Origin of the sequence: Amycolatopsis sp. lyj-84, assembly GCF_046549075.1 — a bacterium.
In the GTDB taxonomy this organism is placed as follows: Bacteria; Actinomycetota; Actinomycetes; order Mycobacteriales; family Pseudonocardiaceae; genus Amycolatopsis.
In genome coordinates this window covers 20,303-42,574 of sequence record NZ_JAJPWO010000018.1, presented here as the reverse complement: position 1 = coordinate 42,574, position 22,272 = coordinate 20,303, and the positions used below count along the sequence as shown (strand labels likewise).

The 22,272-nt window shown below is 69.4% G+C and carries 21 protein-coding genes; 3 read left to right on the top strand and 18 right to left on the bottom strand.

The window, feature by feature from the left end:
* Positions 1–59 precede the first annotated feature (59 nt).
* Positions 60–746: a winged helix-turn-helix transcriptional regulator gene (locus ACLJRM_RS38200; RefSeq protein ID WP_410604097.1), complete on the top strand. Its 687-nt coding sequence runs from the start codon at positions 60–62 to the stop codon at positions 744–746.
* Positions 747–817: 71 nt separating this feature from the next.
* Here ACLJRM_RS38200 and ACLJRM_RS38195 read toward each other — a convergent pair whose 3' ends face one another.
* Positions 818–1,438: an L-threonylcarbamoyladenylate synthase gene (locus ACLJRM_RS38195; protein ID WP_101605888.1), complete on the bottom strand. Its 621-nt coding sequence runs from the start codon at positions 1,436–1,438 to the stop codon at positions 818–820.
* Between the two features lie 286 nt (positions 1,439–1,724).
* On the opposite strand from ACLJRM_RS38195, the gene ACLJRM_RS38190 reads away from it, so the two are divergent.
* The gene (locus ACLJRM_RS38190; protein ID WP_410665830.1) at positions 1,725–4,037 is read left to right on the top strand and encodes a sensor histidine kinase; all 2,313 of its coding nucleotides are present in this window, start codon (positions 1,725–1,727) and stop codon (positions 4,035–4,037) included.
* 8 nt (positions 4,038–4,045) lie between these two features.
* Here the strand turns inward: ACLJRM_RS38190 and ACLJRM_RS38185 are convergent, their stop codons facing one another.
* The 8 genes from ACLJRM_RS38185 to ACLJRM_RS38150 all read right to left on the bottom strand — a co-directional run bounded on the left by ACLJRM_RS38185 (position 4,046) and on the right by ACLJRM_RS38150 (position 8,977).
* Positions 4,046–4,654 carry a DNA-binding response regulator gene (locus ACLJRM_RS38185; RefSeq protein WP_410604095.1) on the bottom strand — a complete coding sequence of 203 codons (609 nt, stop codon included), beginning with the start codon at positions 4,652–4,654 and terminating at the stop codon, positions 4,046–4,048.
* 239 nt (positions 4,655–4,893) lie between these two features.
* Positions 4,894–5,085 carry a hypothetical protein gene (locus ACLJRM_RS38180; RefSeq protein WP_410665829.1) on the bottom strand — a complete coding sequence of 64 codons (192 nt, stop codon included), beginning with the start codon at positions 5,083–5,085 and terminating at the stop codon, positions 4,894–4,896.
* A 246-nt stretch (positions 5,086–5,331) separates the two neighbouring features.
* Positions 5,332–5,877, bottom strand: coding sequence for a carboxymuconolactone decarboxylase family protein (locus ACLJRM_RS38175; protein WP_410665828.1), 546 nt, complete (start codon positions 5,875–5,877; stop codon positions 5,332–5,334).
* Complete coding sequence (locus ACLJRM_RS38170; RefSeq protein ID WP_410604093.1) at positions 5,849–6,334, bottom strand: DUF6187 family protein; 486 nt, start codon at positions 6,332–6,334, stop codon at positions 5,849–5,851. Before ACLJRM_RS38170 ends, ACLJRM_RS38175 begins: the two co-directional genes overlap by 29 nt.
* Positions 6,318–7,637, bottom strand: a complete 1,320-nt coding sequence (locus ACLJRM_RS38165; RefSeq protein WP_410665827.1) for an FAD-dependent oxidoreductase — start codon at positions 7,635–7,637, stop codon at positions 6,318–6,320. The genes ACLJRM_RS38170 and ACLJRM_RS38165 overlap by 17 nt, the downstream gene beginning before the upstream one ends.
* An 8-nt stretch (positions 7,638–7,645) precedes the next feature.
* The gene (locus ACLJRM_RS38160; RefSeq protein ID WP_101605882.1) at positions 7,646–8,131 is read right to left on the bottom strand and encodes a DUF6423 family protein; all 486 of its coding nucleotides are present in this window, start codon (positions 8,129–8,131) and stop codon (positions 7,646–7,648) included.
* A gap of 274 nt (positions 8,132–8,405) precedes the next feature.
* The gene (locus tag ACLJRM_RS38155) at positions 8,406–8,714 is read right to left on the bottom strand and encodes a DUF6235 family protein (protein WP_410604091.1); all 309 of its coding nucleotides are present in this window, start codon (positions 8,712–8,714) and stop codon (positions 8,406–8,408) included.
* A 113-nt stretch (positions 8,715–8,827) separates the two neighbouring features.
* Positions 8,828–8,977 carry a hypothetical protein gene (locus ACLJRM_RS38150; protein WP_410665826.1) on the bottom strand — a complete coding sequence of 50 codons (150 nt, stop codon included), beginning with the start codon at positions 8,975–8,977 and terminating at the stop codon, positions 8,828–8,830.
* Positions 8,978–9,268: 291 nt separating this feature from the next.
* Between ACLJRM_RS38150 and ACLJRM_RS38145 the strand changes: the two genes are divergently transcribed.
* Positions 9,269–9,463 (top strand): hypothetical protein, encoded by a 195-nt coding sequence (locus ACLJRM_RS38145; RefSeq protein WP_410665825.1) that lies wholly within the window; start codon positions 9,269–9,271, stop codon positions 9,461–9,463.
* Positions 9,464–9,792: 329 nt separating this feature from the next.
* Here ACLJRM_RS38145 and ACLJRM_RS38140 read toward each other — a convergent pair whose 3' ends face one another.
* From ACLJRM_RS38140 to ACLJRM_RS38100, 9 genes are all read right to left on the bottom strand, one after another.
* Complete coding sequence (locus ACLJRM_RS38140; RefSeq protein WP_410665824.1) at positions 9,793–9,984, bottom strand: acyl-CoA carboxylase subunit epsilon; 192 nt, start codon at positions 9,982–9,984, stop codon at positions 9,793–9,795.
* An 11-nt stretch (positions 9,985–9,995) separates the two neighbouring features.
* The gene (locus tag ACLJRM_RS38135; RefSeq protein WP_410665902.1) at positions 9,996–11,537 is read right to left on the bottom strand and encodes an acyl-CoA carboxylase subunit beta; all 1,542 of its coding nucleotides are present in this window, start codon (positions 11,535–11,537) and stop codon (positions 9,996–9,998) included.
* Between the two features lie 158 nt (positions 11,538–11,695).
* Positions 11,696–11,872: a DUF6222 family protein gene (locus ACLJRM_RS38130; protein ID WP_168214239.1), complete on the bottom strand. Its 177-nt coding sequence runs from the start codon at positions 11,870–11,872 to the stop codon at positions 11,696–11,698.
* A 15-nt stretch (positions 11,873–11,887) separates the two neighbouring features.
* Positions 11,888–12,457 (bottom strand): flavin reductase family protein, encoded by a 570-nt coding sequence (locus ACLJRM_RS38125; RefSeq protein WP_410665823.1) that lies wholly within the window; start codon positions 12,455–12,457, stop codon positions 11,888–11,890.
* Positions 12,458–12,479: 22 nt separating this feature from the next.
* A complete protein-coding gene (locus ACLJRM_RS38120) occupies positions 12,480–12,920 on the bottom strand; it encodes an acyl-CoA thioesterase (RefSeq protein WP_101605876.1) in 441 nt (146 codons plus the stop codon).
* 1 nt (position 12,921) lies between these two features.
* Positions 12,922–18,759, bottom strand: a complete 5,838-nt coding sequence (locus tag ACLJRM_RS38115; RefSeq protein WP_410665822.1) for an SDR family NAD(P)-dependent oxidoreductase — start codon at positions 18,757–18,759, stop codon at positions 12,922–12,924.
* Between the two features lie 349 nt (positions 18,760–19,108).
* Positions 19,109–20,062, bottom strand: a complete 954-nt coding sequence (locus ACLJRM_RS38110) for a carboxymuconolactone decarboxylase family protein (protein WP_410665821.1) — start codon at positions 20,060–20,062, stop codon at positions 19,109–19,111.
* 2 nt (positions 20,063–20,064) lie between these two features.
* A complete protein-coding gene (locus ACLJRM_RS38105) occupies positions 20,065–21,717 on the bottom strand; it encodes a GMC family oxidoreductase N-terminal domain-containing protein (protein ID WP_410604083.1) in 1,653 nt (550 codons plus the stop codon).
* Complete coding sequence (locus tag ACLJRM_RS38100; protein ID WP_101605872.1) at positions 21,714–22,271, bottom strand: DUF5987 family protein; 558 nt, start codon at positions 22,269–22,271, stop codon at positions 21,714–21,716. The genes ACLJRM_RS38105 and ACLJRM_RS38100 overlap by 4 nt, the downstream gene beginning before the upstream one ends.
* Position 22,272 lies beyond the last annotated feature (1 nt).

The window sequence follows — 22,272 nt, the reverse complement described above, 5'->3', positions numbered from 1 at the left end:
CGTCCCGGCGAACCGGAACCACCCCGTCACCAGAGATCCAGGAAGTTGAGGAGTCAAGCATGACCGCTCGCACCTACGGCCAGTTCTGCGGCCTCGCCCGCGCGCTCGAGATCATCGGGGAACGCTGGTCCATGCTCGTGATCCGCGACCTCGTGCTCGGCCCGAAGCGCTACGACGAGCTTCAGCAGGGCCTGCCGAAGATCCCGACGAGCATCCTTTCGACCCGGCTCAACGAACTCGAACGGCACGGCGTCGTCCAGCGCCGGGTGCTCTCGCAGCTCGACGCCGGGGTGGTCTACGAGCTGACCGAATACGGCAACGACCTCGACCAGATCCTGCTGCAGCTGGGCCTGTGGGGCGCCCGTTCGCTCACCGATCCGGCGGCGGACGACCTGTTCACCCTGGACGCGGCCATCCTGTCGCTGTACACGACGTTCCAGCCGGACGCGGCCCGCGGCGTCCAGTGCTCGTTCGAACTGCATTACGGCGACCAGATGATCGTCCACGCGGTGGTCGAGGACGGCGCGATGACGGCGGGCGAGGGCCCGCATCCGGATCCGGACATCGTCATCGAGCCGCGCGGCCCGGTCATGCTCAAGCTGCTGAACGGCGAGCTGGCCGCGGCGAACGCGCTCACCTGCGGCGCGGTGGCCGTCAAGGGCGACCCGGCGCGGCTGGAGCTGTTCACGCGGCTGTTCCACATCCCCTCGGCCCCCTCGAAGGCCGAAGGGCTCGTCACGCACTGAAGACGGCCTCGCGATTCGGCATCTGCTTGCGTTCCTCGCGTGCGACTAGCAGGAGCAGGTGCCGAATCGCGTCATTCGAAGCGGGTGGTGTCGCCGGCGCCACGCCGGACGATCTCCGGCTCCCCCGACGAGAAATCGATGACCGTGGTGGGCTCGACCCCGCACTCGCCGGAGTCGATCACCGCGTCCACCACGTGCTCGAGCCGCTCCTTGATGTCCCAGCCCTGGGTCATCGGCTCCTCCTGGTCCGGCAGCAGCAGCGTGCTCGACAGCAGCGGTTCACCGAGCTCGCCCAGCAGCGCCTGCGTGACCACGTGGTCCGGGATGCGCACGCCGACCGTCTTCTTCTTGGCGTGCAGCAGACGGCGCGGAACCTCCTTCGTGGCCGGGAGGATGAACGTGTAACTGCCCGGAGTGGACGCTTTGACCGCGCGGAAGACCGCGTTGTCCACGTGCACGAACTGGCCCAGCTGGGCGAAATCCTGGCAGACCAGGGTGAAATGGTGGCGGTCGTCCAGCTTGCGGATGCTCCGGATGCGGTCGATGCCCTGTTTGTTCCCCAGCTGGCAGCCGAGGGCGAAGCAGGAGTCCGTCGGGTACGCGATGAGACCGTCTTCGCGCAGGATGTCGACGACCTGTCCGATCGCGCGCCGTTGCGGATTTTCCGGATGTACGTCGAAATACCTGGCCATGCGCAGAGCTTAGGGCCACCGGCGCCACCGCGCCGCGAGAGCCCGCCCCGGCGTGGTGCGAACGACCGACACCCGCGAGGGTGAGCGGCGGGGTTTTCCTGTCTCCGGCCGGGAAAACGTCACCTGCCGGGCAGGTATCCCTTATCCTCGAAGACCAATGCGGGTAACACGCATGGGATAGGATCCGAATATACCGCAATGGAGGGTGGTGCGACGCCCGGACCCGACCGTCGCGAGGGCGAAGCACAACCGAAAAGAGACTTCTTCTGTTACCACTGGGGTGCCTGTGCCGGACCAGCTCGCGGTGACCGCCGAACCAGCGGGGATCGACCGGCGGCCCCGGCGGGCACTGTTCCTCGCCGGGCTGATCATCACGGTCGTCTTCGTCAACTCATGTCTCTTCGGTCTTCTCGCGGTCCTGTTGCAGCCTGGGGTGGACTTCTGGCAGGGCGTGCTGGCGGTGCTGTACGTCGGGCCCGTGCTGGCGATCCAGCTGCTGTACTTCTCCCGTCCGGCGGTCCGCCTGGACACCCGGCTGGCCAAGGGCGTCCTGGTCGTCCAGGCCTGCCTCGCCTACCTGCCGACCCTGCACTTCGACGCCGCGCTGACCTCGCTGACCACCCTCGCGGCGGGCAGCGCGCTGCTGCTCTTCCGGCCGCGGACGGGCTGGACGGTGTTCACCGTCTTCATGGCGGCCACGACATGGATCCTGTGGACCTACGACGACACCCGGCTCGGAGCGCTGTTCGACAGCATCACCGCGATCTTCTACGCGCTGGTCGTGTACCTGCTGACGTGGCTCGCGCGGCTGGTGACCGAACTGCACCAGGCCAGGACCGAACTGGCCCGGCGTGCCGTGGCCGAGCAGCGGCTGGCCTTCGCGAGGGACCTGCACGACCTGCTCGGGCTCAGCCTTTCCGCGATCGCGCTCAAGGGCGAACTGGTGCACCGGCTGCTGCGCAAGTCGCTGGACCGGGCACGCGAAGAACTCGCCGAGATCACCGGGATCGCCCAGCGGACGCTGTCCGACGTGCGATCGGTCGCCAGGGGCTACCGGGAGCTGTCGCTCGACAAGGAATCACGGACCGCGGTCTCGCTGCTCTCGGCGTCGAACGTCGCGGTGCGGGTCGACCTCGAACAGGTCGAGCTGCCGGTGAAGCTGCGCACCCTGCTGGCGAAGGTGCTGCGGGAGGGTGTCACGAACGTGCTCCGCTACACCGGCGTCGAGCACTGCGAGATCACCGTGCGCGCGAACGAAGGCCGGGTCGCGCTGGAGATCGTCCACGACGGAACGGCGCACGAGGACGTCCCGGAGGAAACGGCCGAGAGCCTGCGTGAGGTCACCGCGGAGGTCTCCAGGCACGGCGGCACGCTGAGCGCCGGCCCCGAAGCGGCGGGCAAGTGGCGGCTGCACGCCGAACTCCCGGTACCCGACCAGGTCGAACCCGCCGACACGGCGCTGGAGCAGGGGCCGGGCCACTGGTCCGTGATCGACGCCAGGAACGTCCAATGGACGCTGACGGTGGTCTTCATTCTCTTCGGCCTCTCCGCGATGACCCGGGCCTTCATGCTGACCGACGACGGCTGGTACATCGCGCTCATCGCCGGCTACCTCACCGCGCTGATCACGCTGCAACTGTCCTATTTCGCCCGCCCGAACGTCCGGCTGCGCTCGCGGCAGAGTCTCGCGTTGCTGGTCGTCCAGGCCTGCCTGATCTTCCTGCCGCTGATCCCGCTCGGGCACGCCTGGGTGAGCCTGCCCAGCCTGTTCGCCGGCACCGCCTTGCTGGTGCTGCCGCCGCTGGCGGGGTGGACGGCGTTCGCCGCGACCGCCGTCGGCGTGGTGCTGATCCGGATCGGGTACGGCACCGACTTCATCGGCGGCTTCTACAGCTTCGCGTCCATCCTGAACACCGGGCTGATGGTGTTCGGCCTCATCTGGCTGCTCCGGCTGGTGACCGAACTCGGCGAGACCAGGAAACGCCTCGCCGAGGTCGCGGTCGCGGAGGAGCGGCTGCGGTTCGCCCGCGATCTGCACGACCTGCTCGGCATGAGCCTGTCCGCGATCGCGCTGAAGAGCGAGCTGACCAGCCGGATCATGGACATCGACACGAACAGGGCCTCAGACGAGCTGCTGGAGATCCTCGGGCTGACCCGGCAGGCGCTGGGCGACGTCCGGTCGGTCGCGAGCGGCTACCGGGAACTGTCGCTGGATCAGGAGTCCCGGTCGGCGCAGGCGGTACTGGTGGCCGCCGACGTCCAGGTGCGGCTGGAGATCGAGCACGAGGACCTGCCGGCGACGGTGCGCACGGTGCTGGCCGTGGTGCTGCGTGAGGGCGTGACGAATGTGTTGCGGCACAGCAGGGTCGAACGCTGCGAGATCGCCGTGCGGCGGATCGGCAACGGTGTCGCGCTGGACATCGTCAACGACGGCGTCGAAAACGGGCGGCCGCCGCGGGCGGAGAAACCGGTGAGGGTCGAGGCGCCGGGCAGTGGCATCACGAACATGTCCGACCGCGTCGCCGGGCTCGGCGGCGAACTGACCGCCGGTGTCGAACCCGACGGGCGGTTCCGGCTGCGCGCCGTGGTCCCGGTCTAGAGCGTGTTCTAGATCCAGCCCGCTTCTTTGGCGATGCGGATCGCGTCGACCCGGTTGCGCGCGTTGAGCTTCGAAACGATGGTGGTCAGGTAGTTCCGGACGGTTCCGGTGGAGAGAAAGGCCTTCGCCGCGACCTCCAGGGTGTCGCGGCCTTCCGCGGTCAGCCGCAGGACGTCGATCTGGCGCGGGGTCAGCGGGCAGTCCGCGGTGTCCCAGGCGGCGAGCGCCAGATCGCCGTCGACCATCCGCCGTCCGGCCGCCACGCCGCGGACGGCGTTGGCGAGTTTCTCCGCCGGGGCGTCCTTCAGCATGAAGCCGTTCACTTTGGCCGCCAAGGCCCGGCGGAGCGTGCCCGGTCTGCCGAGGCTGGTCAAGATGAGCGTCCTGACCTCGGGAAGCTGCTCGTGCAGTTCGGTCGCCGCGGTGAGTCCGTCCTTGCCCGGCAGATCGATGTCGATGATGGCGACCTGGGCGCGCGAAGTCCGCGCGGCGGGGAGGATCTCATCGCCGGACGCCACTTCCGACACCACTTCGATGTCCGGCTCCAACCGCAGCAACGCCACGAGCGCACCTCTGACGATGTGCATGTCTTCGGCCACCAGAACCCTGATCACCATCGCACCGCCCCCCACGCACCGCCCCCGTGCCCACAAGATAAACACGCCCGGGCGGAACGCGTTCCACCGTTCGAGTGGTGAGGCCGGTGGGGACGCCGCGGTGGCCCGCCGACAAAAGCGTTACGAGGCTACAAATCCGGTAACCGGTAAGTGACTTTCCGCCGTCACCGCCGGGAACCCGTCACGCGAACCGGCCGCCCCTCGCGTCCGGATGCGAGAGGCGGCCGTCGAGAATGCACTCAACTCGCCTCGGCCATGGGCGGAGCCGTACAACAGGCGCCGGTGAAACAGTCGAAAACCTGACCACCCGGCCGATTGGTCCAGTTGTCGAACCGGTCGATCACCAGGTCGACCTGATCGCCGGCGACGCCGGTGTCGATTCCCCTGACGGCGAAGAGCGAACGGACGTTGTCGAGCACAGCGTTCTGCATCGCATGTCTCCCAGGCGTTTCAGTGGTTTCCTTCGATGAGGAAATCCTGCTGCCAGGGGTGGGTGCGCAACCAGTGCCAGGCATCATCGCACGGATGTGCTTTTCGCCTACGCCGGAAGGTTCTCCTCGACTGCTCCACTTCGGCGATCGCGGCTACCGGATGGAGCAAGCGAGGCGGTTCCGGGCGCGGAGCGCGACAGGCCGGTCACCATCGGAGACAGTGTCCGGAGTGGACGGCCGGCGGTGTCAGGATTCGAGCAGCCGCGCCAGACCGGCGTAGCCGCCCTCCTTGAGCCGTTCGCCCGAGGTCTTCGCGTAACCGGCGTCCGCCCGGATCCCGAGTCCCTCGACCATCCGGTTCATGAAGTTGAACAAGGCGCACACGAGAACGGCGTCGTGCAGCGCCGCCTCGTCCCAGCCCGCCGCGAAGACGGCCGCGGCGTCCTCCTCGGTCACCCGGGACGGCGTCCGCGTCAGCTTGCCCACGTAGGCCAGCACGGGCTTCATCCGGTCTTCCACGGGTGAGGAGTCCAGATCGGTGAGCGCGGCCGTCAGAAGCCCCTCCGGCACGCCGAAAGCCTCCGCGGTGACGGTGTGGACGCCGTGGCAGTACTGGCAATCGTTGACACCGGAGACGTAGGCCGCGATCAGTTCCCGCTCACCGGGGCCGAACGCCGACGGCGCCCGCATGACGAGTTCGTGGAAGTCCAGCAGCTTCGACGCCGGGGCGGGGAACTTCTGGAAGACCTGCAGCAAGGTGGCGTCAGTCGGCAAAGACCCGAGATAGGACATCGTGCGTGCCACTCCCCTTTTCCGGCGTCCGCCCGTGTTCGGCGAACTCGTCGATGTCGTCGCGGCGCAGCCAGCACGCCGCGAGGCAGGCCACCGACGCCGGTCCGAGCCCGGTCACCGTGGCGGTGACCCGCTTGGTGGTGTGTTCCCATTCTTTGCGCAGGGAACCGGCCGCCGTCATCTCCTGACCGGCTTCGATCAGCGGGCGGACCGCGCGCCAGCGGGCGATACCGGCTTCGATCAGCGCGTCGGTGTCCAGGTCGAGCGCGTCGTGCCGGGCCTGGTCCACGGCGAGGGCGACCAGCGCGGGCTCGTCGGCGATCCGCGCGAGCCCGACACCGGCGAGCAGCCGTCCGGCGTCGAGTCCCATCAGGATCACCCCGGCCTCGGTCGCCGGGGCGTCGTCGATCGAGGGCAGGGTGAACCGCGAGTCGTAGGGCTCAGACACGGGCGACATCCTTCGCCGTCGCCCGCAGCGGGGCGTCCCGGCGCAGGTTCTCGGCGACGGCGGCCGCGACCCGCGCGGTGGCGACACGGTGGCCGTCGATGTTGCGGGCGGCCGGGCCCAGCGCCATCCCCGCGGCCGCGCCGACGGCGAAGACGCGGGGCGCGCCGACGTAGGCGAAGGTGCGCTCGTCCAGCCGAGGCCAGCCGCCCTGGTCTAGTACGGCGTCGTCCGGCATCAGGCCGTCGCCGATCGAGGGTGTCGTGCCGAGCGCCAGTACGGCGTGGTCCACGGAGACGCGCGAACCGTCTTCGAGGTGGAGGCCGACCCCCGGCGTCACCTTCGTGATCGCCTTGCCTCGATGCACGATCAGGCGCCCTTCGGCTTCGGCCGCCTCGAGCATCGGCCGGAACTCGAACATGATCGACGCGCGCCGGAAACGGCCCATCAGTTCGAGCCTGTCGGACCAGCTCACGCCGTCGAAGCGGGCACGGCCCTCGGGACGGAAGAACGACGAGTTGACGTCGGCGCATTGGTAGCGCTCGCCTGCTTCGCGGACCACCCAATGCACCTCGCGGCCCTGGGCGAGCCCGGTGGAGATCAGATGGGCGGCGGTGAGGCCCGCGCCGACGACGGCGAGCCGTTTTCCACCGGTGGGAACGGGTTCGTCCCAGTAGCTCACGCCGCGCGGCGGATAGCCCCCGCCCCACCAGGTGTCCGGGGCGGACCGGCGTTCCTCGCCGAGGCACAGGACCGCGTGGCGCGCGGTGACGGAGAACCGGTCGGCTCGCACGGTGACCGCGTCCGACGTCGGCAGCACCTCACGGACCGAACCGCGCCAGGTCCGTTCGGTGACGTGATGGCTCGCGGCCAGATGACGGCAGTAGGCCTCGAAGACGTCGACGGGGACGACCGAGCGGTGCCCCGCCTGCGCCATGCGGATCTCGCGGCGCTCCACCGGGGTCAGCACCGACCAGTGCAGCCGGGCGAAGTCCAGCAGTTCGCAGTCGCGGTACCCCTCGACGCCGGGGTGGTGTTCGTACGGCGAACGCAGCACGCGCTGGCCGAGGAGGTCGACGCGGTCGAAGAACCGGCCGCAGGGGCGGCCGTCGCGGTCGACGATGACGAGGTCCCGGACGCCGTGGTGCCACAGCGCGGAGGCGACCGCGAGCCCGGCGGGGCCGGCGCCGACGATGACCACGTCGGCACCGGACGGCGGTTCGGGGGTGACGGCCGAGCGGGTGGCGGGCAGGACCGGCCACTCCCGTCCGCGCGGCGATTCGAGCAGATGGGGTTCGGGGACGAAGGTGATCACCGGCGTACTCAGCCGATCACGGTCACCGGGACGATCAGCTCGATCACCGGGCGCTGCCGCATCCCGTTGCTGATCAGCTCGTCCAGCGTCTGCCGGGACTTCTCGGCGGTGTCGGTCGCGATCGGGCTGTACCGGGAGTACGAGTAGGTCGGCTTCCGCCCGCCCGCGTCCAGCGAGTACACCTTCAGCACGGCCTCGCCGGGCCGGACTTCACCGTCGTAGAAGGTGAGGCGGCGCAGGTCCGGCGTCATGAAGGACTTCGAGAACTGACGGGAGAGCACGAGGGTCTCGGCGTCGTCGACGAAGGTCGAGTCCTCGTCGGTGACGACCTGCATCGCGACCCAGGTCTTGTCGGTCAGGTTGGTCTCGGACTTGATCACCTGCCAGCGGCCCGGCTCCGGCAGGTTGACACTGACCGAAACGTCGTGCTCGGTGGTGTCGATCGCACCGGAGATCATCAGCACCCGGCGACGGACGTCGGCCACCCCGGCCATCTGAATGTCACGCGCGCGTACCCGCGTGGAAACGTCCAATCCCGGAAATTCGGGTGATGACATCTTTCCCGCCTCCAGACCTCGACAACCGCAATTTCGCCCACAGAAATTCTTAATCCGCAAACACCCGAAGAATTTCATGCCCAAGTGGACGATGTCAAGATGAGGAAAGCATGATCCACTGGTGCGAAAGGCCGCCACCGCCGGTCTCGGCACTGGTCCGTTCGGCGGTATGAATCCTGGAATCTCGGGCCTCACGCACCCGCTTGCCAGGTCAGGGGCTGTCGGAGTCCTCGGCCCAAGCCGCGGCGGGCGTACCCTGCTCCAGTGCGCCGATATAGACGATCTCGAATGAGGAATCGGTACGCCGGAGCCCTATTTTGATGACGAGGTCGTGTTTCACCAGAATGATGAACTGATGCGGATCCCGGCCATCTCCGAAAATGTCGTAGATGAGAAAGGCGGATCCATCGGCTACCGCGAAGAGGGCTTCGTAGATAACATTGCGGTCGGCCTGCGGTGCGTTCACCGCCCATTCTTCGAGCACCTGCAAACCCGACGTGAGCTGGAGGCGCATAGCCATCCGAAGGCCTCCTCGAGGTCTTGCCGGGTCGCGGACGATCTTCATTCTCCCGCGCGCGATACCCGGTGGTCTTCTCTGTCCGTGCTGTCCACGCTGGTCGCGGCTCATGTTCTTCAGTTGTAACCGAGGATGATGTGCTCGGCCGCGAAATCGTTTTCGACGGGCCGTCTCTGCTCCGGAACGAACACCGTGTCCTCGTTCTCGACGCTCCCGCGCGGGTCGGAATCATCGGTCGCGACCCAAATTCGCACCTGTGCCGTCATGACGTTCCTCCTGGGCCGGGATGAAGAGCTCACTTGACAAACCCAGGATGGACCCCTCCGGTCGGAAGCCGATCGTGGTGCGCTCGAAGGTGGCTGGAGCTCCCGATGAGCAAATAACGAGTCGCCGGTGAGGGGGTACCGGTAGTGCTCTTGTGGTACCCGGAAATCCAAGGAGCGCGCCATGACCGAACGCCTCGACCCGTACGAGATCTACGCCGACGACGAACTGGACGTCGACCTGCTTGGCCTGTCGTGGTCCGAGCCGGCCGTCCCGGAGCAACGGGACCGGCCATGAGCGCCGCGGATCGTCAGCGGACCTGCGCGGCCTGCGGGGGCCCGTTCGCGCCGGAGGAGCGAACGGGGCTGGAGACCGTGATCGACGGCGAGGTCCGCTACGTCGCCGTGCACACGCGCCACAGCACGTATCCCCCGTGGCGGGACACCGAGGCGGCGCTCCGGCTCGCGAACACGACGACCGCCGCGTGAACAGTCACGGGCCGACGGGGAATCGCGTCGGCGCCGTGGGCCGTGTCGCGAAAGCCACTTTCGGGACGTCCGAGGTCCCGAAAGTGGCTTTCGCGACGCCCCGGGCAAAGGTGTCGGTGGCTGAACCCATGGTGAGCGAGGGCCGCCCGATCACGCGAGATCCGGCTCCAAGCACACGTGATCCGTCTCCGATGACTCTCGTCGGCGGTCCGGGTTCGCGCAGCGAAAGGCTCCCTTCACCGCATCGGACTCGGCGAAAGGAGCCTTCACTCCAACACTGACCTGCCCACGAACACTCACGGGCCCAAGCCGACAGGGAACCGCGGGGTTCAGCGCAGGATCGACGTGCGCCAGGTCGACGGGGTCCGGGGCGACCAGGCCGACCGCGCGGGAGCGGCGGGCGGGGGCGCCGCCGACGCGAGCGCGGTGAAGACGGCGACGAGCGCCGCCAGTTCGGCGTCTTCCGGATCCCCCCGCAGGACCCGGAAGACCGGCGCACTGTCCTTTTCGGACGGTGACATGGTTCCCCCGTTCAGATCGGGTGGTTGCCGTGCTTGCGCTGGGGCGCCGCCTTCCGCTTGTCCTGCAGCATGGCCAGTGCCCTGGCGACGGCGGAGCGGGTGTCGGCCGGGTCGATGATGTCGTCGACGAGCCCCCGTTCGGCGGCGTACTGCGGGTTCATGAACTCCTCGGTGTACTCGGCGACCAGGTGGGCGCGCAACGCGTCCGGGTCGGGAGCGGCGGCGAGATCCTTGCGGAACAGCACGTTGACCGCGCCCTCGGCGCCCATCACGGCGATCTGGTTGGTCGGCCAGGCCAGCGACAGGTCGGTCCCGATGGACCGCGAGTCCATCACGATGTACGCGCCGCCGTAGGCCTTGCGCAGGATGACCTGGATCCGCGGCACGGTCGCCTCGCAGTAGGCGTGCAGCAGCTGCGCCCCGTGCCGGATGATCCCGGAGTGCTCCTGTTCGACCCCGGGCAGGAAGCCGGGAACGTCCACGAGCGTCACCAGCGGGATGCTGAACGCGTCGCAGAACCGCACGAACCGCGCCGCCTTCTGCGAGGCCGGGCCGTCGAGGACGCCGGCGAACACCACCGGCTGGTTGCCGACCAGGCCGACCACGCGCCCGTCGATCCGCGCGAGCGCGCACAGCACGTTCTGCGCCCACCGCTCGTGCAGCTCGAAGAATTCGCCGTCGTCGGTGAGTTCGGCGAACACGTCCCGCATGTCGTAAGGCTTGTTCGGCTCCACAGGAACGAGTTCGGCGAACCGGGGCCGCCGGTCCTTGCCCGCGTCCCGCGACGGCTCGCCGGGCGCGGGCTCCAGGTAGTTCGACGGCAGCAGCGACACCAGGTAGCGGACGTCGGCGAGGCAGCTCTCCTCGTCGTCGTGCACCACGGTCGCCACGCCGGACGACGCGCCGTGCACGTCCGCGCCACCGAGTTCGTCGTGGCTGACGCGTTCCCCGGTCACGGTCTCGACGACGTCCGGCCCGGTCAGGTACATGCGGGCGGTGTCGCGCACCATGAAGACGAAGTCCGCCAGCGCGGGCGAATACGCCGCTCCGCCGGCGCACGGCCCCAGCACCACACTGATCTGCGGGATGACGCCGGACGCTTCGACCTGGCGGCGGAAGATGCCGCCGTAGCCGTTGAGTGCCATGACGCCTTCCTGGATCCGCGCTCCGCCGCTGTCGTTGAGCCCGATCAGCGGTGAACCGGTGGCGATCGCCAGATCCATCACCTTGTGGATCTTCGCCGCGTGCGCCTCGCCGAGCGAACCGCCGAAGACGGTGAAGTCCTGCGCGTAGACGAACACGCGCCTGCCGTCGATGGTGCCCGAACCCGCGATGACGCCGTCGGTGTACGGCCGGTTCTCCGCCAGCCCGAGTCCGCTCGCCTGATGCCGCCGGTACAGCTCGACCTCAGTGAAGGAATCGGGATCCAGCAACAGATCCAGCCGCTCGCGCGCGGTGTGCTTGCCGAGCGAGTGCTGCCGCCGGACGCCGTCGAGCCGTCCGTCGACGATGTGCTCGCGCAGTTCGTCGCGCTGGGTGCGCAGCAACGGCATCGTCGGTTCCGGCGGGTGCACCGGTTCGGCGCCGCGGGCGAGCGGGATCACCTGCCCGTCCTTCCCCCTCGGGATCCGCGGGCGCCGCAGCCGGTCTTCCGGCAGCGGCACCACCTCGGAGTCCTCCGTGCGCTGAGCGCCCGGATCACCTTGCAGGGTCACGCCGCCTCCTTCGTGCGGGCTTCACGCTCGAGCTCGTCGAGTTCGATCTCGCGCGCGATGTCGCGCCAGCACACCCCCCGTCCGAGCCGAGGCATCGTGGTCACCACCGGCGGACGGGGCGCCGGGGCGGGCGTCCCGTCCGGCCGGACGGTGGCGGATTCGTTGATGGTCATGACGATTCCTTTCTCTCAGGCGGATGCACGGACCCTGCCGTCGATCTGGTGGTAGCCGCCGCCGTAGAAGACCAGCGAGTCCTGGCCGGTGCCGCGGCTCGAGGCGACCACCTTGCCGAGGAAGATCGAGTGGTCACCGCCTTCGTAGACCTCGGCGAGCTCGCATTCCAGCCACGCCAGCGCGCCGTTGAGCAGCGGGGCGCCGGTCTGCGGACCCGCCGTCCAGTCCACCGAGTCGAATTGCGCGAGCCCGGCGGGCCGTCGCCAATCCGCGAAGTACTTCGCCAGGTCCTTCTGGTCCGACGCCAGCACCGTGACCGCGTACGAGCCCGCCGTCACGATCGCCTCGTGCATCCGGGCCGCGCGGGAAACGCAGCACAGCACCATCGGCGGTTCGAGGGACACCGAGGTGACCGCGTTGGCGGTCATCCCGTGGGCCCGTTCGCCGCCGGCGGTCAGCACGGTGACCCCGGTGGCGAACTGGCCCATCACCTCCCGCAGTCCGGCCTGCGCGGACAACCGGCGTCGTGTCGCGGGCGTCGGCAGGCGTTTCAGCACCGGCCGCGCGGGTTCCTGAGATCCCACCGCAGGGTCCACAGCGCCCACGTCACTCCCCCTTGCCGTTGACCGTGTACGGGGCCAGCGCCTCACGCAACTGCTCCGGGACCCGGCTGGGCACCGTCGCCGTGTTGGGCCCGCGCATGCACGCGATCCGCTGGCGTCCCCGCGCGACCAGCCGTTCCCCCTCGTCGGTGAGGTGGACGTAGTCGAAGGTGAACTGGATCTGGGTCTGGGTCAGCTCTTCCAGCCGCAGCCGGATGGACAGCTCGTCGAACGCGGTGATCTCCGCGTAGAACTCGCAATCCACCTTGAGCGTGAACAGCTTGAGGTCGTGGCGGACCTCTTCGAGCACCGCGGGGGCCTTGTCCTTCAGGAACATCTCGCGGCACCGGCCCTGCCAGCGCACGTAGTTCACGTAGTAGACGTTGCCCACCAGGTTGGTCTCTTCGAACCCGACCGTATGGAGGATCTCGTAGTAGTCGGCCATGTCAGTTTTCCTCTCCCTGGAGCACCGCGAAGACGACGGGATCGGTCCGGTCGTTGACGGTCGTCACCCAGGTGGCGATGCGGGCACTGCCGTGGGAAAGCACCGCCCAGCCGTCCGGATCGACCCGGTGCACGGTGAGCGCCTGTGTCATGTCCCCGGTCTTGCGCACGCATTCCAGCGCGCTCCAGACCCGGGTGTGCGCGACCGAAAGCGGCTCGCGGGCGTCCGCGGCGAGCAGTTCGCCCACCGCGAGCAGATCCTCGCCGAGCAGACCGGCCCAGTCCTCGGGTGTCCGTTCGATCGCCGTCTCGACGTCGCACGCGACCTGGCCGGAGCCCGCGATCGCCAGGGTGAGGTCGGCGCTGTGCGACGCGCTCACCTCGACCCCGTCGGCCTCCGGTTTCCCGTCCGGGCGGTAGCGGATCTCGAGCGGGGCGTCGACGGCGCGGCCGGCGGCCAAGGCCGTCTGCGCCCGCCGTTCGGGCGTGGTCTCCACGGAAACGCCCACCGGATCCGGTTCGACGACGATCGCGCGGGACGAGCCGAGCAGCCGTTCGACGGAACGCTCCAAATAGGACCCGAGCATCGACGGGACCCAAGGCCCTTCACCGTCACGCTTGCGCACCGCGCGCAGCTTCAGCCCTTCCCACCGCTCGACGAGCGTCCCGTCCGGGTTGCGGACGTCGAGGTCGTAGACGTAGCTGTCGCCGTCCTGCGAACGCTCGCGGGCGTCGAGGAGCACGTACTCCGGGTCCTGCTCGCCGGGCTCGGCGAGGTACAGCCGCTCGATTCCTTGCGGCAGCAGGGTCGCGTCCGGGACACAGCACTGGATGGCGTGCATCATCGCGTCGCGGGTGCCCGGGTCGGCCAGGAGCTGTTCCTGCGGGAGGAACGGCGCGAACCAGTCGACCTCGGCGCCGGTCGCGATCTCCGCGACCGCGTGCCGCGCGCTGGCCCGCCGGTATCCGGTGACGCGCTGGAATCGCTTGCCCTGGAAGAGAACCGTGCCGTACAGCTCGGTCGTCGGGTCGACCGGGACCGGCGGCAGCGCGACGTCGCGGAGCACCGTCTCGCCGAGCGGATCCGGCCGGGAGAACCGCAGCCTGGCGCGGAAGTGGTCGGCGCTGAACCCGGTCTCCCCGCTGCGCAGCACCACGTCCACCGTTTCGGCGTCCCTGGCCAGCGCGGCGAGCCGGATCGTGGTCGACCCGCCCGGCGAGACGATGATCGGGCGCAGGAACTCGACGTCGGAGAACACCGGTGCCGGCAGGCTTTCCACGGCCAGCGCGGCCTTGGCGACCTGGGTCATCGCCTCCATGCCGATCACCGCGGGGAACAGCAGCTGACCGTCGAGCAGGTGGTCGGCCAGATACGGGTCGCTGCCCGCCGAAAGGTCGGCCTCGGTGATCAGCTCGACCCCCGGATAGTGCACGACGGCGCGGTCGACGAAGCGGGTCAGCGGCAGTTCGCGCTTCTCCACCGGCAGGGTGGCCAGCCCCGCGGTACGGCCGCAGACGACCAGTACCGACGGGGCGGCCGGATCGCCGACGACCTGGCGGAGGATCTCGATGCCCTCCTCGGTCGGGATCGGGGTGATGCCGTCGCGCATCAAAGCGCTGACCACACCGAGCTTTTCGCCCATCCCGGTCCCGGACCAGACCGACCATTCGAGTGCGATCGCCCGCGCTCGGGGGTGTTCGCGGCCGAACCGCACGGTCAGTTCGGTCATCCAGTCGTTGGCCGTGGCGTAGTGCGCCTCACCGCGCAGGCCCGCCCGTCCGATGATGCTGCCGAAGGTGACCAGCAGCTTGATCTTGTCCTGGTCGACGGCGTCGAGGACGGCGTTGAGGCCGCCGATCTTCGGCGCCAGCGTCTTGCGGAAGGTCTCCTCGGTCAAGGAGAACAGCGCGGCGGGCTCGTTGCGGCCCGCGCCGTGCAGGACCGCGGTGACCGGGCCGAACTCGGCCTGGATCCGGCCGATGGCGTCCGCCACCTGCTGGGCCGCGGTGACGTCGGCGCGCTCGTAGCGGTAGTCGATACCCGCCGCCGCCATCCGCCTGAGGTTCTCCGAAAGTTCGGCGTCGTCGGCGGGATCGCTCCGGCCCAGCAACGCCAGCTTCGCACCGGAATCCTTGGCCAGCGCCAAAGCGCTTTCCGCGGTGATGCCCTTGCCGCCACCGGTGACGAGCAGGACGTCTTCGGTGCCCAGCGGAGTCCCCTCGGCCTCGGACGGTTTGAGGGCGCCCAGTTTCGGCACCGTGCGGACGCCGGCCGGGTCGTAGCGGACTTCGCTGAAGTCGTTGGTCGCCGCGACTTCGGTGACCACGGTGGACACCGCGATGCCGAGGGCCTCGGGGTCGACCGGGTTCACGTCGGCGAGATCGACGATCGTGGTCCGCGCGGACGGGTCCTCCAGGCGAAGCGTCTTCGCCAGGCCGGAGGCGCCGAGTCCGTGCTGCACCACGACGAACCGCGTGCCGTTGGGCGCGGCCAGCACCGCGCGGCCCGCGTCCAGGAACAACCCGACGTCGTCCGCGTCGCTGTCTTCGTTCAAGCAGAGGAGGACACCGTCGCCGACACCCGCGGTGGACAGCGCCGCGCGCAGCGGCTCCGCCAGCGGATGGCCGTCCGGGGCGAACGCCGTCCACTCCGCCCTGGCGAGACCGGCGGTGGAGATGCCCGGGGTGAAGTCGGGCGCCGGCTTCGGCGCGACGACGTACTCGACCGCGAACGGCCGGACCCACGGGCCGACCCCGGCGACCTCGGCCTGGTTGCTGTCGGCGGGTTTGGCGGTCTGTGCCAGTTCGTCGATCATCTCGGCGAGTTCGCCGAGACAGACGGTGGCGAAGTTCGGCATGCCCTCGAGTGCCGGGCGGCCGAGCGCGCGGGTCACGTCGTTGACCAGCTGGCCGACGGTGATCGACGAAAGGTGCAGGTCGTCGAGCGGGTGCGTGTCGGCGGTGACCGCTTCGAGCGGCAGTTCGACGCGTTCGGAAGCGAGCTTGCGCAACAGGTCGAGCGTGCTGCTGCCGCCGCTTTCGGAGGCCTCCCCCGCCGGTGCCGCCTCTTCCGGCGCGGCGACGCGGTCGCGAGTCAGTACCGCGCCGATGGACGGCGCCGCCTCGCACGGGCTGGCCAGGAAGTTGAAGACACCGTCGGCGGGCAGTGCCCGGACGACGCGGCCGGCGAAGAGCGCGGAGGTCTCCAGCGGGGCGCCGAAGGCGAACGCGGCACCGGCGACCTTGAGCACCGCGGCCAGCGTCGGGCTGTCGGTGTCGAGCGGGAGCACCGGGGTGCCGGGCGCGATCTGGCGGAACAGACCGGTGAGCACCCGGCCGGGACCGACCTCGATCACCAGGTCGCTGCGCTCGGCGACCTTCGCGGCCGCCTCACGGAAGCGGACCGGCAGGACCACCTGGTCGCGCAGCAGATCGCGCAGGTCTTCGGCGGCGTGCAGGACGTCACCGGTCACCGTGGAGACGACGGGCCGGTCGAGCCTGGTGAAGTCGAACGCGGCGAGTTCCTCGGTCATCGCCGCGGCGGCCGGGACGACCGCGGGTGAGTGGAACGCGTGCGAGACGTTGATGCGAGCGGCGGTGACACCCTCGGCGCGAGCGCGGGCGACCACCCGGTCGATCGCCTCCGCCGGTCCGGAAAGGACGGTCTGTTCGGGCGCGTTGTAGCCCGCGATGACGACCTCTTCGCCCTCCGCGAGCCGCTCGGCGACACCCGGTGTGGCGGAGATCGCCGCCATGGCACCGTTTCCGTCGCTCGCGGTCGCCATCACCCTGCCGCGGATCTTGGCCAGCGCGAGGACTTCGCGTTCGGTGAGCGCGCCGCCCCAGTGCAGCGAGGTGAGCTCTCCGAGGCTGTGGCCCGCGACGGTCTGGGCCTCGATGCCGAGGCTCTTCAGGACCCGGAGCCCGGCGAGAGAACCGGTGACGATCCGGGGCTGGGCGACGTCGGTGGCGACCTGGTCGGCGCCGGTGGACAGGCCCGCGGCGCGGTAGATGTCGTCGGCGTGGGCGAAGCGTTTGCGCACCGCGCCGACCGTGCCCTGCCCGGAACCCTGACCGGGGAACAGGAAGCCGATCTTCGGCCCCTTGGAGCGCGAGCTCGCGAAGATGCCCTCGCTTGAGGAAAATACTTCCGGCTCACCCTCGCCGAGAAGGTCGAGGAGTTTCGAGAGCTTGCGCTCGGCGTCCTCCGGGTTGGTCGCGACGATCGCGGCTCGCACGGGCTTTCCGGACAGTTCCGCGGAAAGCGTGCCGGCGAGGTCCGCGAGCTCGGCGAGTGAAAGCTTGGGCACGACCTCCAGCAGCCCGGTCACCTGACCGCGCAGCGAGGCCGCGTCGTCGGCGTCGAGCAGCAGCAGTTCGCTGTCCTGCCGTCCGGCGACCAGCGACCGGGTCTTCTCGTCGAGTTCCTTGCGGCGCGCGGCGCCGGGGGCCTCGGTGACGGTGACGTGCGAGTTGATCCCGCCGAAGCCCATCGCCGAGACACCCGCGCGGACCGGGTGGTCCGAGGGCCACAGCCCGGCCTCGGCCGGGACGTACATCCGCGCGGAGTCGCCGACGAGCGACTCGTGCGGGTCGAAGTGGCCGGTGGCGGGCGGGATGACCTGGTGGTAGACCGCCAGGGTGGCCTTGATCAGCCCGGCGACCCCGGCCGCGGCCTTGGTGTGGCCGATGTTGCCCTTGATCGTGCTCAGCGCGGCACGGTCGGCGAGCGGGTCGGCGTCGCGGCGGGCGGTGGAGAGCGCCTCGATCTCGGTGGCGTCGCCCAAAGCGGTGCCGGTGCCGTGGCCCTCGAAGTAGGAGACGGTCTCGACGCCGTAGCCGGCCTTGTCATAAGCCCGCTTCAACGCGAGGCGGTGACCCGACGCCTCGGGTCGGGTGATGCCGCCCTTGCCGTCGGACGAGACACCCCAGCCGCCGATCGAGGCGTAGATCCGCTTGCCCTGCGCGATCGCGTCGTCCTCGCGCATCAGGACGAGCATGCCGGAGCCCTCACCGGGCCAGAAACCGTTGGAGTCGGCGTCGTAGACCTTCATCTCGCGTTTGGCGAGCGCGCCGGTCTTGGCGAAACCGATCACCTCGAACGGGTCGATCGACAAGTCGACCCCGCCCGCGATGGCGACGTCGAGGTCGCCTTCCGAGAGCGCGTTCGCCGCGGTGACCACGGAAAGCAGCGACGACGAGCAAGCGCCGTCCACGGTGAATCCGCCACCGCCGAAGTCGAAGAAGTTGCAGACGCGGCCGGCGATCGTGTTCGCCAGCCCGCCCGCGAGCGAATCCTCGTCGATCTCGGGGAACGGCGCCTTGTACTGCGCCTCGAGGTCGTGGAGGAACTCCGCGGTGTCACCCTCGGCCCAGCCACGCTCGGCGAGCGCCGCCGCGACCGTGCGGCGCACGTACGGCCAGCGCAGCCGCATGATGTTGGCGCGCGAGAACTCACCGGTGAGACTGTTGCCGATGACCACGCCGGTCGCGGGCCTCGGCAGCCCGTCACCCTCCGGGAAACCCGCGTCCGCCAAGGCCTGCGCGGCGACGTCGAGGGCGAGCCAGTGCGTGGTGTCGGTCGAACGGAACGTGCTGCCCGCGACCTTGTACTTGATCCGGTCGAACTCGTAGTCGCGGAGGACCGCGGCCTTCTGGGCGTAGAAACGGTCCGAAGCCTCAGGGTCCGGCGAGTAGTAGTCCTCGCGGTTCATCCGCTCGTCGGGCAGTCTCCGGAACGCCCGGCGGCCGGCGAGGACGTTCTCCCACAGTTCATCCGGGGACCCGGCGTCCGGGTATCGAAGACCGATACCGACAATCGAAATCCGCTCAACGCTCATGCCACCGCACTCCCCTAGCTCTCAACCACTCAAGTCACGGAATCCGGTCTCGGCGCCCGCTCTGTCCCCAGAAACGCGGGTGCCGCCCGCATCTGCAGTCCCGTCAAGCATGACCCTGAGCGGGGCCGGCAGTCTTCTCTCATGTTGTTGAAGCCGGGCCAACGAATCCGGCGGCCGCCACGGGAATCTGCTCCCCGTGACGGCCGCCGTGATCGTCCGGACCGTTTCGTGCGCCTGGAAGCCGGCTCCGGGCGACGCAGGTGCTCCCGGCTCGCTTCCTTCGGTGCTCGATCCGTCCACTCAGGATCGCCCGCGATGGTGCACGCGGTCTTCTCCTGAACCCGCGCGATCAGTCGACTACTTGCGCGGAGACGGCGACGCATCGTTGCGCGGCGGCGAATGCCGACCACCCCACGAGCTCGATCAGCTCTCGATCGGCCAGGCCCGCGGCGGCGACCAAGGCGTCGTCCACCTGATAGGCCGCCTTCGCGACCACCAGGGCCAGCCGGGCGACCGGATCATCGACGGAATCCACCCAAGACCGGCTCAGCCCCGGCGGCGAACCGTCCCAAGTGGACAGCTCCCGGAGGACGACATCCCGCACGGCAGGAGAGATCGTCAACGATGCGAAGGCCGACGAGGCACGCGAGAACGCATCCGCGACGACCGGATTTCCCGCGGCCCAGGCGAAATCCTGCGACCCGGCGGGCAGGAAGTCCAAAGAGAGTCCCGGAGAAGCCCCCGAGACCGGCTTCAGGAACCGGCCGAGCACGGACTTCGCTTTGGAACGCGCGGAATCCGGCACGGACGGAGGCAGCGGCGACGGCCCGAGGAACACGCTCACCACCCGGTTCAGGTAGTGGAACGAGAACGCGACCGCGGTCAGCTCGGCCCGGGCCGCGGCGGAGGACGCCGTGGCCCGCGGATCCGCCACCGGGCGGCCCGCCTCGATCGCCTCGGTCACCGAAGACCGCCCGAGCGAGTCCAGCGCCATCCCGTGGACTTCGACGCAGTAGGGACACGAATTCCCCTGCGACACCAGGGTCGCGACGATCTCCCGGTCCGCCCGGCTCGTCGCCCCGTCCGCCACCAGTGATTCCCGCAGCATCGACCAGACGGCCGCGAGCACGGGAGGGGACGGCGAATGCAGCGCGACCGGCGGCGCCAGCATGCCGAAGTCCCGTTCCACCTGGCGGTAGACGTCGCGCACGAGCCCGGTCGCCCGGCCGGCCGGAACCGGCCGGACGTGCCGGACCTCGCGCAGAGACCGCCTCAAGGCGAGTTGCACCACTTTCGGTGTCATGATCAGCTCCCGGCGACCAGCGACAGCTTGCTGACCGCTCGCCGCCCGGTGATGGAACCGTCCGGGGCCGGGGCGCCGTAGGTGACGTCGACGCCGCGAGCCTGCAGTGCCCGCACGATGCCCGGCACCGAACGTTCGGCCAGCGCCGCGATCGTCATCGCCGGGTTCACCGTCAGCGCGCCCGGCACGGAAGCGCTGTCGGTCACGAAGATCCCGGGGTGATTGCGGAGTTCGTGGTTCGGGTGCAGCGCCGAGGTCTCCGGGTCGTCACCGATCCGGCAGGACGCCAGCGGGTGCACGGTGTACGCGCCGACGACGTCGTTGGTCCACGGCGCCACCTTCGCCAGGCCGTCCTTCTCGAGAATCTCCTTGCACTCCGCGTCGGCCAGTGCCCAGCCGTGCAGGGTGTTCGGCGTCGGGTCGTACTTCAGCGGGCCGCGGCCGAGCATCTGCTGTGAGATGCGATAGGCGTTGCCGGTGGGCGGCGGCGCGCCGAAGACGCCCTCGTTGTCGTCCTCGGTCATCAGGAAGATGGTCAGCCAGGAGGCCCACTGCTTGAGGATCTCCTTCTTCTGCGTACCGAACCAGCGCGGTTCGTCACCGTCCGGCACCTGCGCGAGGATCGTGCCGAGCCCGGGCGGGAAGTACAGCTGCTCCAGCGAGTACCGCTCGTACTCCGGCAGCGAACCGTCGAGTTTGTCCCAGTTCGCCACGGTCGGGCCCTTGCCGATGTGGTTGGCCTCGTAGACCTTCCCGTCCTCACGGGACAGGCCGAGCACCTCGCGGACCCGCTCCTCGTCGATGATCGCGGTGTTGAGCCGCTCACCGTTGCCCGAGAAGTACCGGCCGACCGCGTGCGGCATGGTGCCCAGCGCCGACTCGGAACGCTGCAGGATCACCGGGGTCGCCCCGGCGCCCGCCGCGATGATGACGACCTTCGCGTCGATCGTCCCGCTGCCGGTCTGCGCCCGGTAGTCCGTGTCGTCGACGATGTTGAAGTGCACGCGGTAGTCGCCGTCGTCGATCCGCTCGATCCGCTGGACCTCGTGCAGCGGCCGGATCTTCGCGCCGTGCGCGAGCGCGGCGGGCAGGTAGTTGGTCAGCAGCGAGCGTTTCGCGTCGAACCGGCAGCCTGCCATCATGAAGTTGCAGTTCACACAGCGGTCGTTGTCCACCGCGACCGGCGCCGGGTTGGCGGTCCGCCCCGAGTGGTCGCAGAACGCGGCCCACAGGCCGCCTGCGTACGAGACGTCGTTCCAGTCCTGTTTGGACACCGGGAGCGAATCCGAAACCCGGTCGTACCAAGGTTCCAGCGAGTCCCTCGTCAGCGCCGACGGCCACATGCGCCTGCCGATGCTGCCGTGCCGCTCGAAGACGAACTTCGGTGCCCGCGGCATCGCGGCGAAGTACACCACGCTGCCGCCGCCGACGCAGTTCCCGCCCAGCACGCTCATCCCGTCGCCGACGACGAAGTCGAACGCGCGGGTGTAGGACGAACCGAGCAGGTAGTCGTGCTCGAAATCCTTCGTCTCCAGCCACGGACCACGTTCCAGCACGGTGACCTTGGCCCCGCCCGCGGCCAAGTGGTAGGCGGGGATGGAGCCACCGAACCCGCTGCCGACGATGACGACGTCGGTCTTGTCGTACGCGTTCATGCGGGGCTCCCGGAGGGCGTGGTGTCGGGGTGGAGTTGCGCGAGTTCACGGCGGTAGGAGAACTTCGGGAACCGCCACAGGCCGTCCTCGTCGGGGGCGGTGTACCCCATCGCCAGCAGGCCGGGGTGGCCTTCGGCGATGGCTTCGGCGGTGTGCTTGTGCGCCGCGCTGTCGAAGGACATGTTGCAGAACAACGCGAGGCTGACCCAGCCGTCCTTCTCCGGATGGCCCGGCGCGGTCAGCGACCGCACCAGCGCCGTCCTGTCCACGAAGGACAGTGCGACGAACGACGGCAGCGTCTCGTCCAGGCTGAGGTCGTGTTCCTTGGCGTAGACCTTCGCGTGATCGTTGAGGGCCTGCGCCAGGTAGGGCAGTCCGACGGTCACCCCGGTCGCCTCGGTGTGCAGCAGTTCGAGCGCGCCCGCGACGACCGCGCCCGCCCCCGCCGAAGCGCCGGCGATCGCGTGGTCGTCGGGGAACCGCTTCTCCCCCGGCACGATCGTGTCCGCGTAGGCCTCCAAAGTGGACACCTTGACCTGTTCGTCCGAATCCACG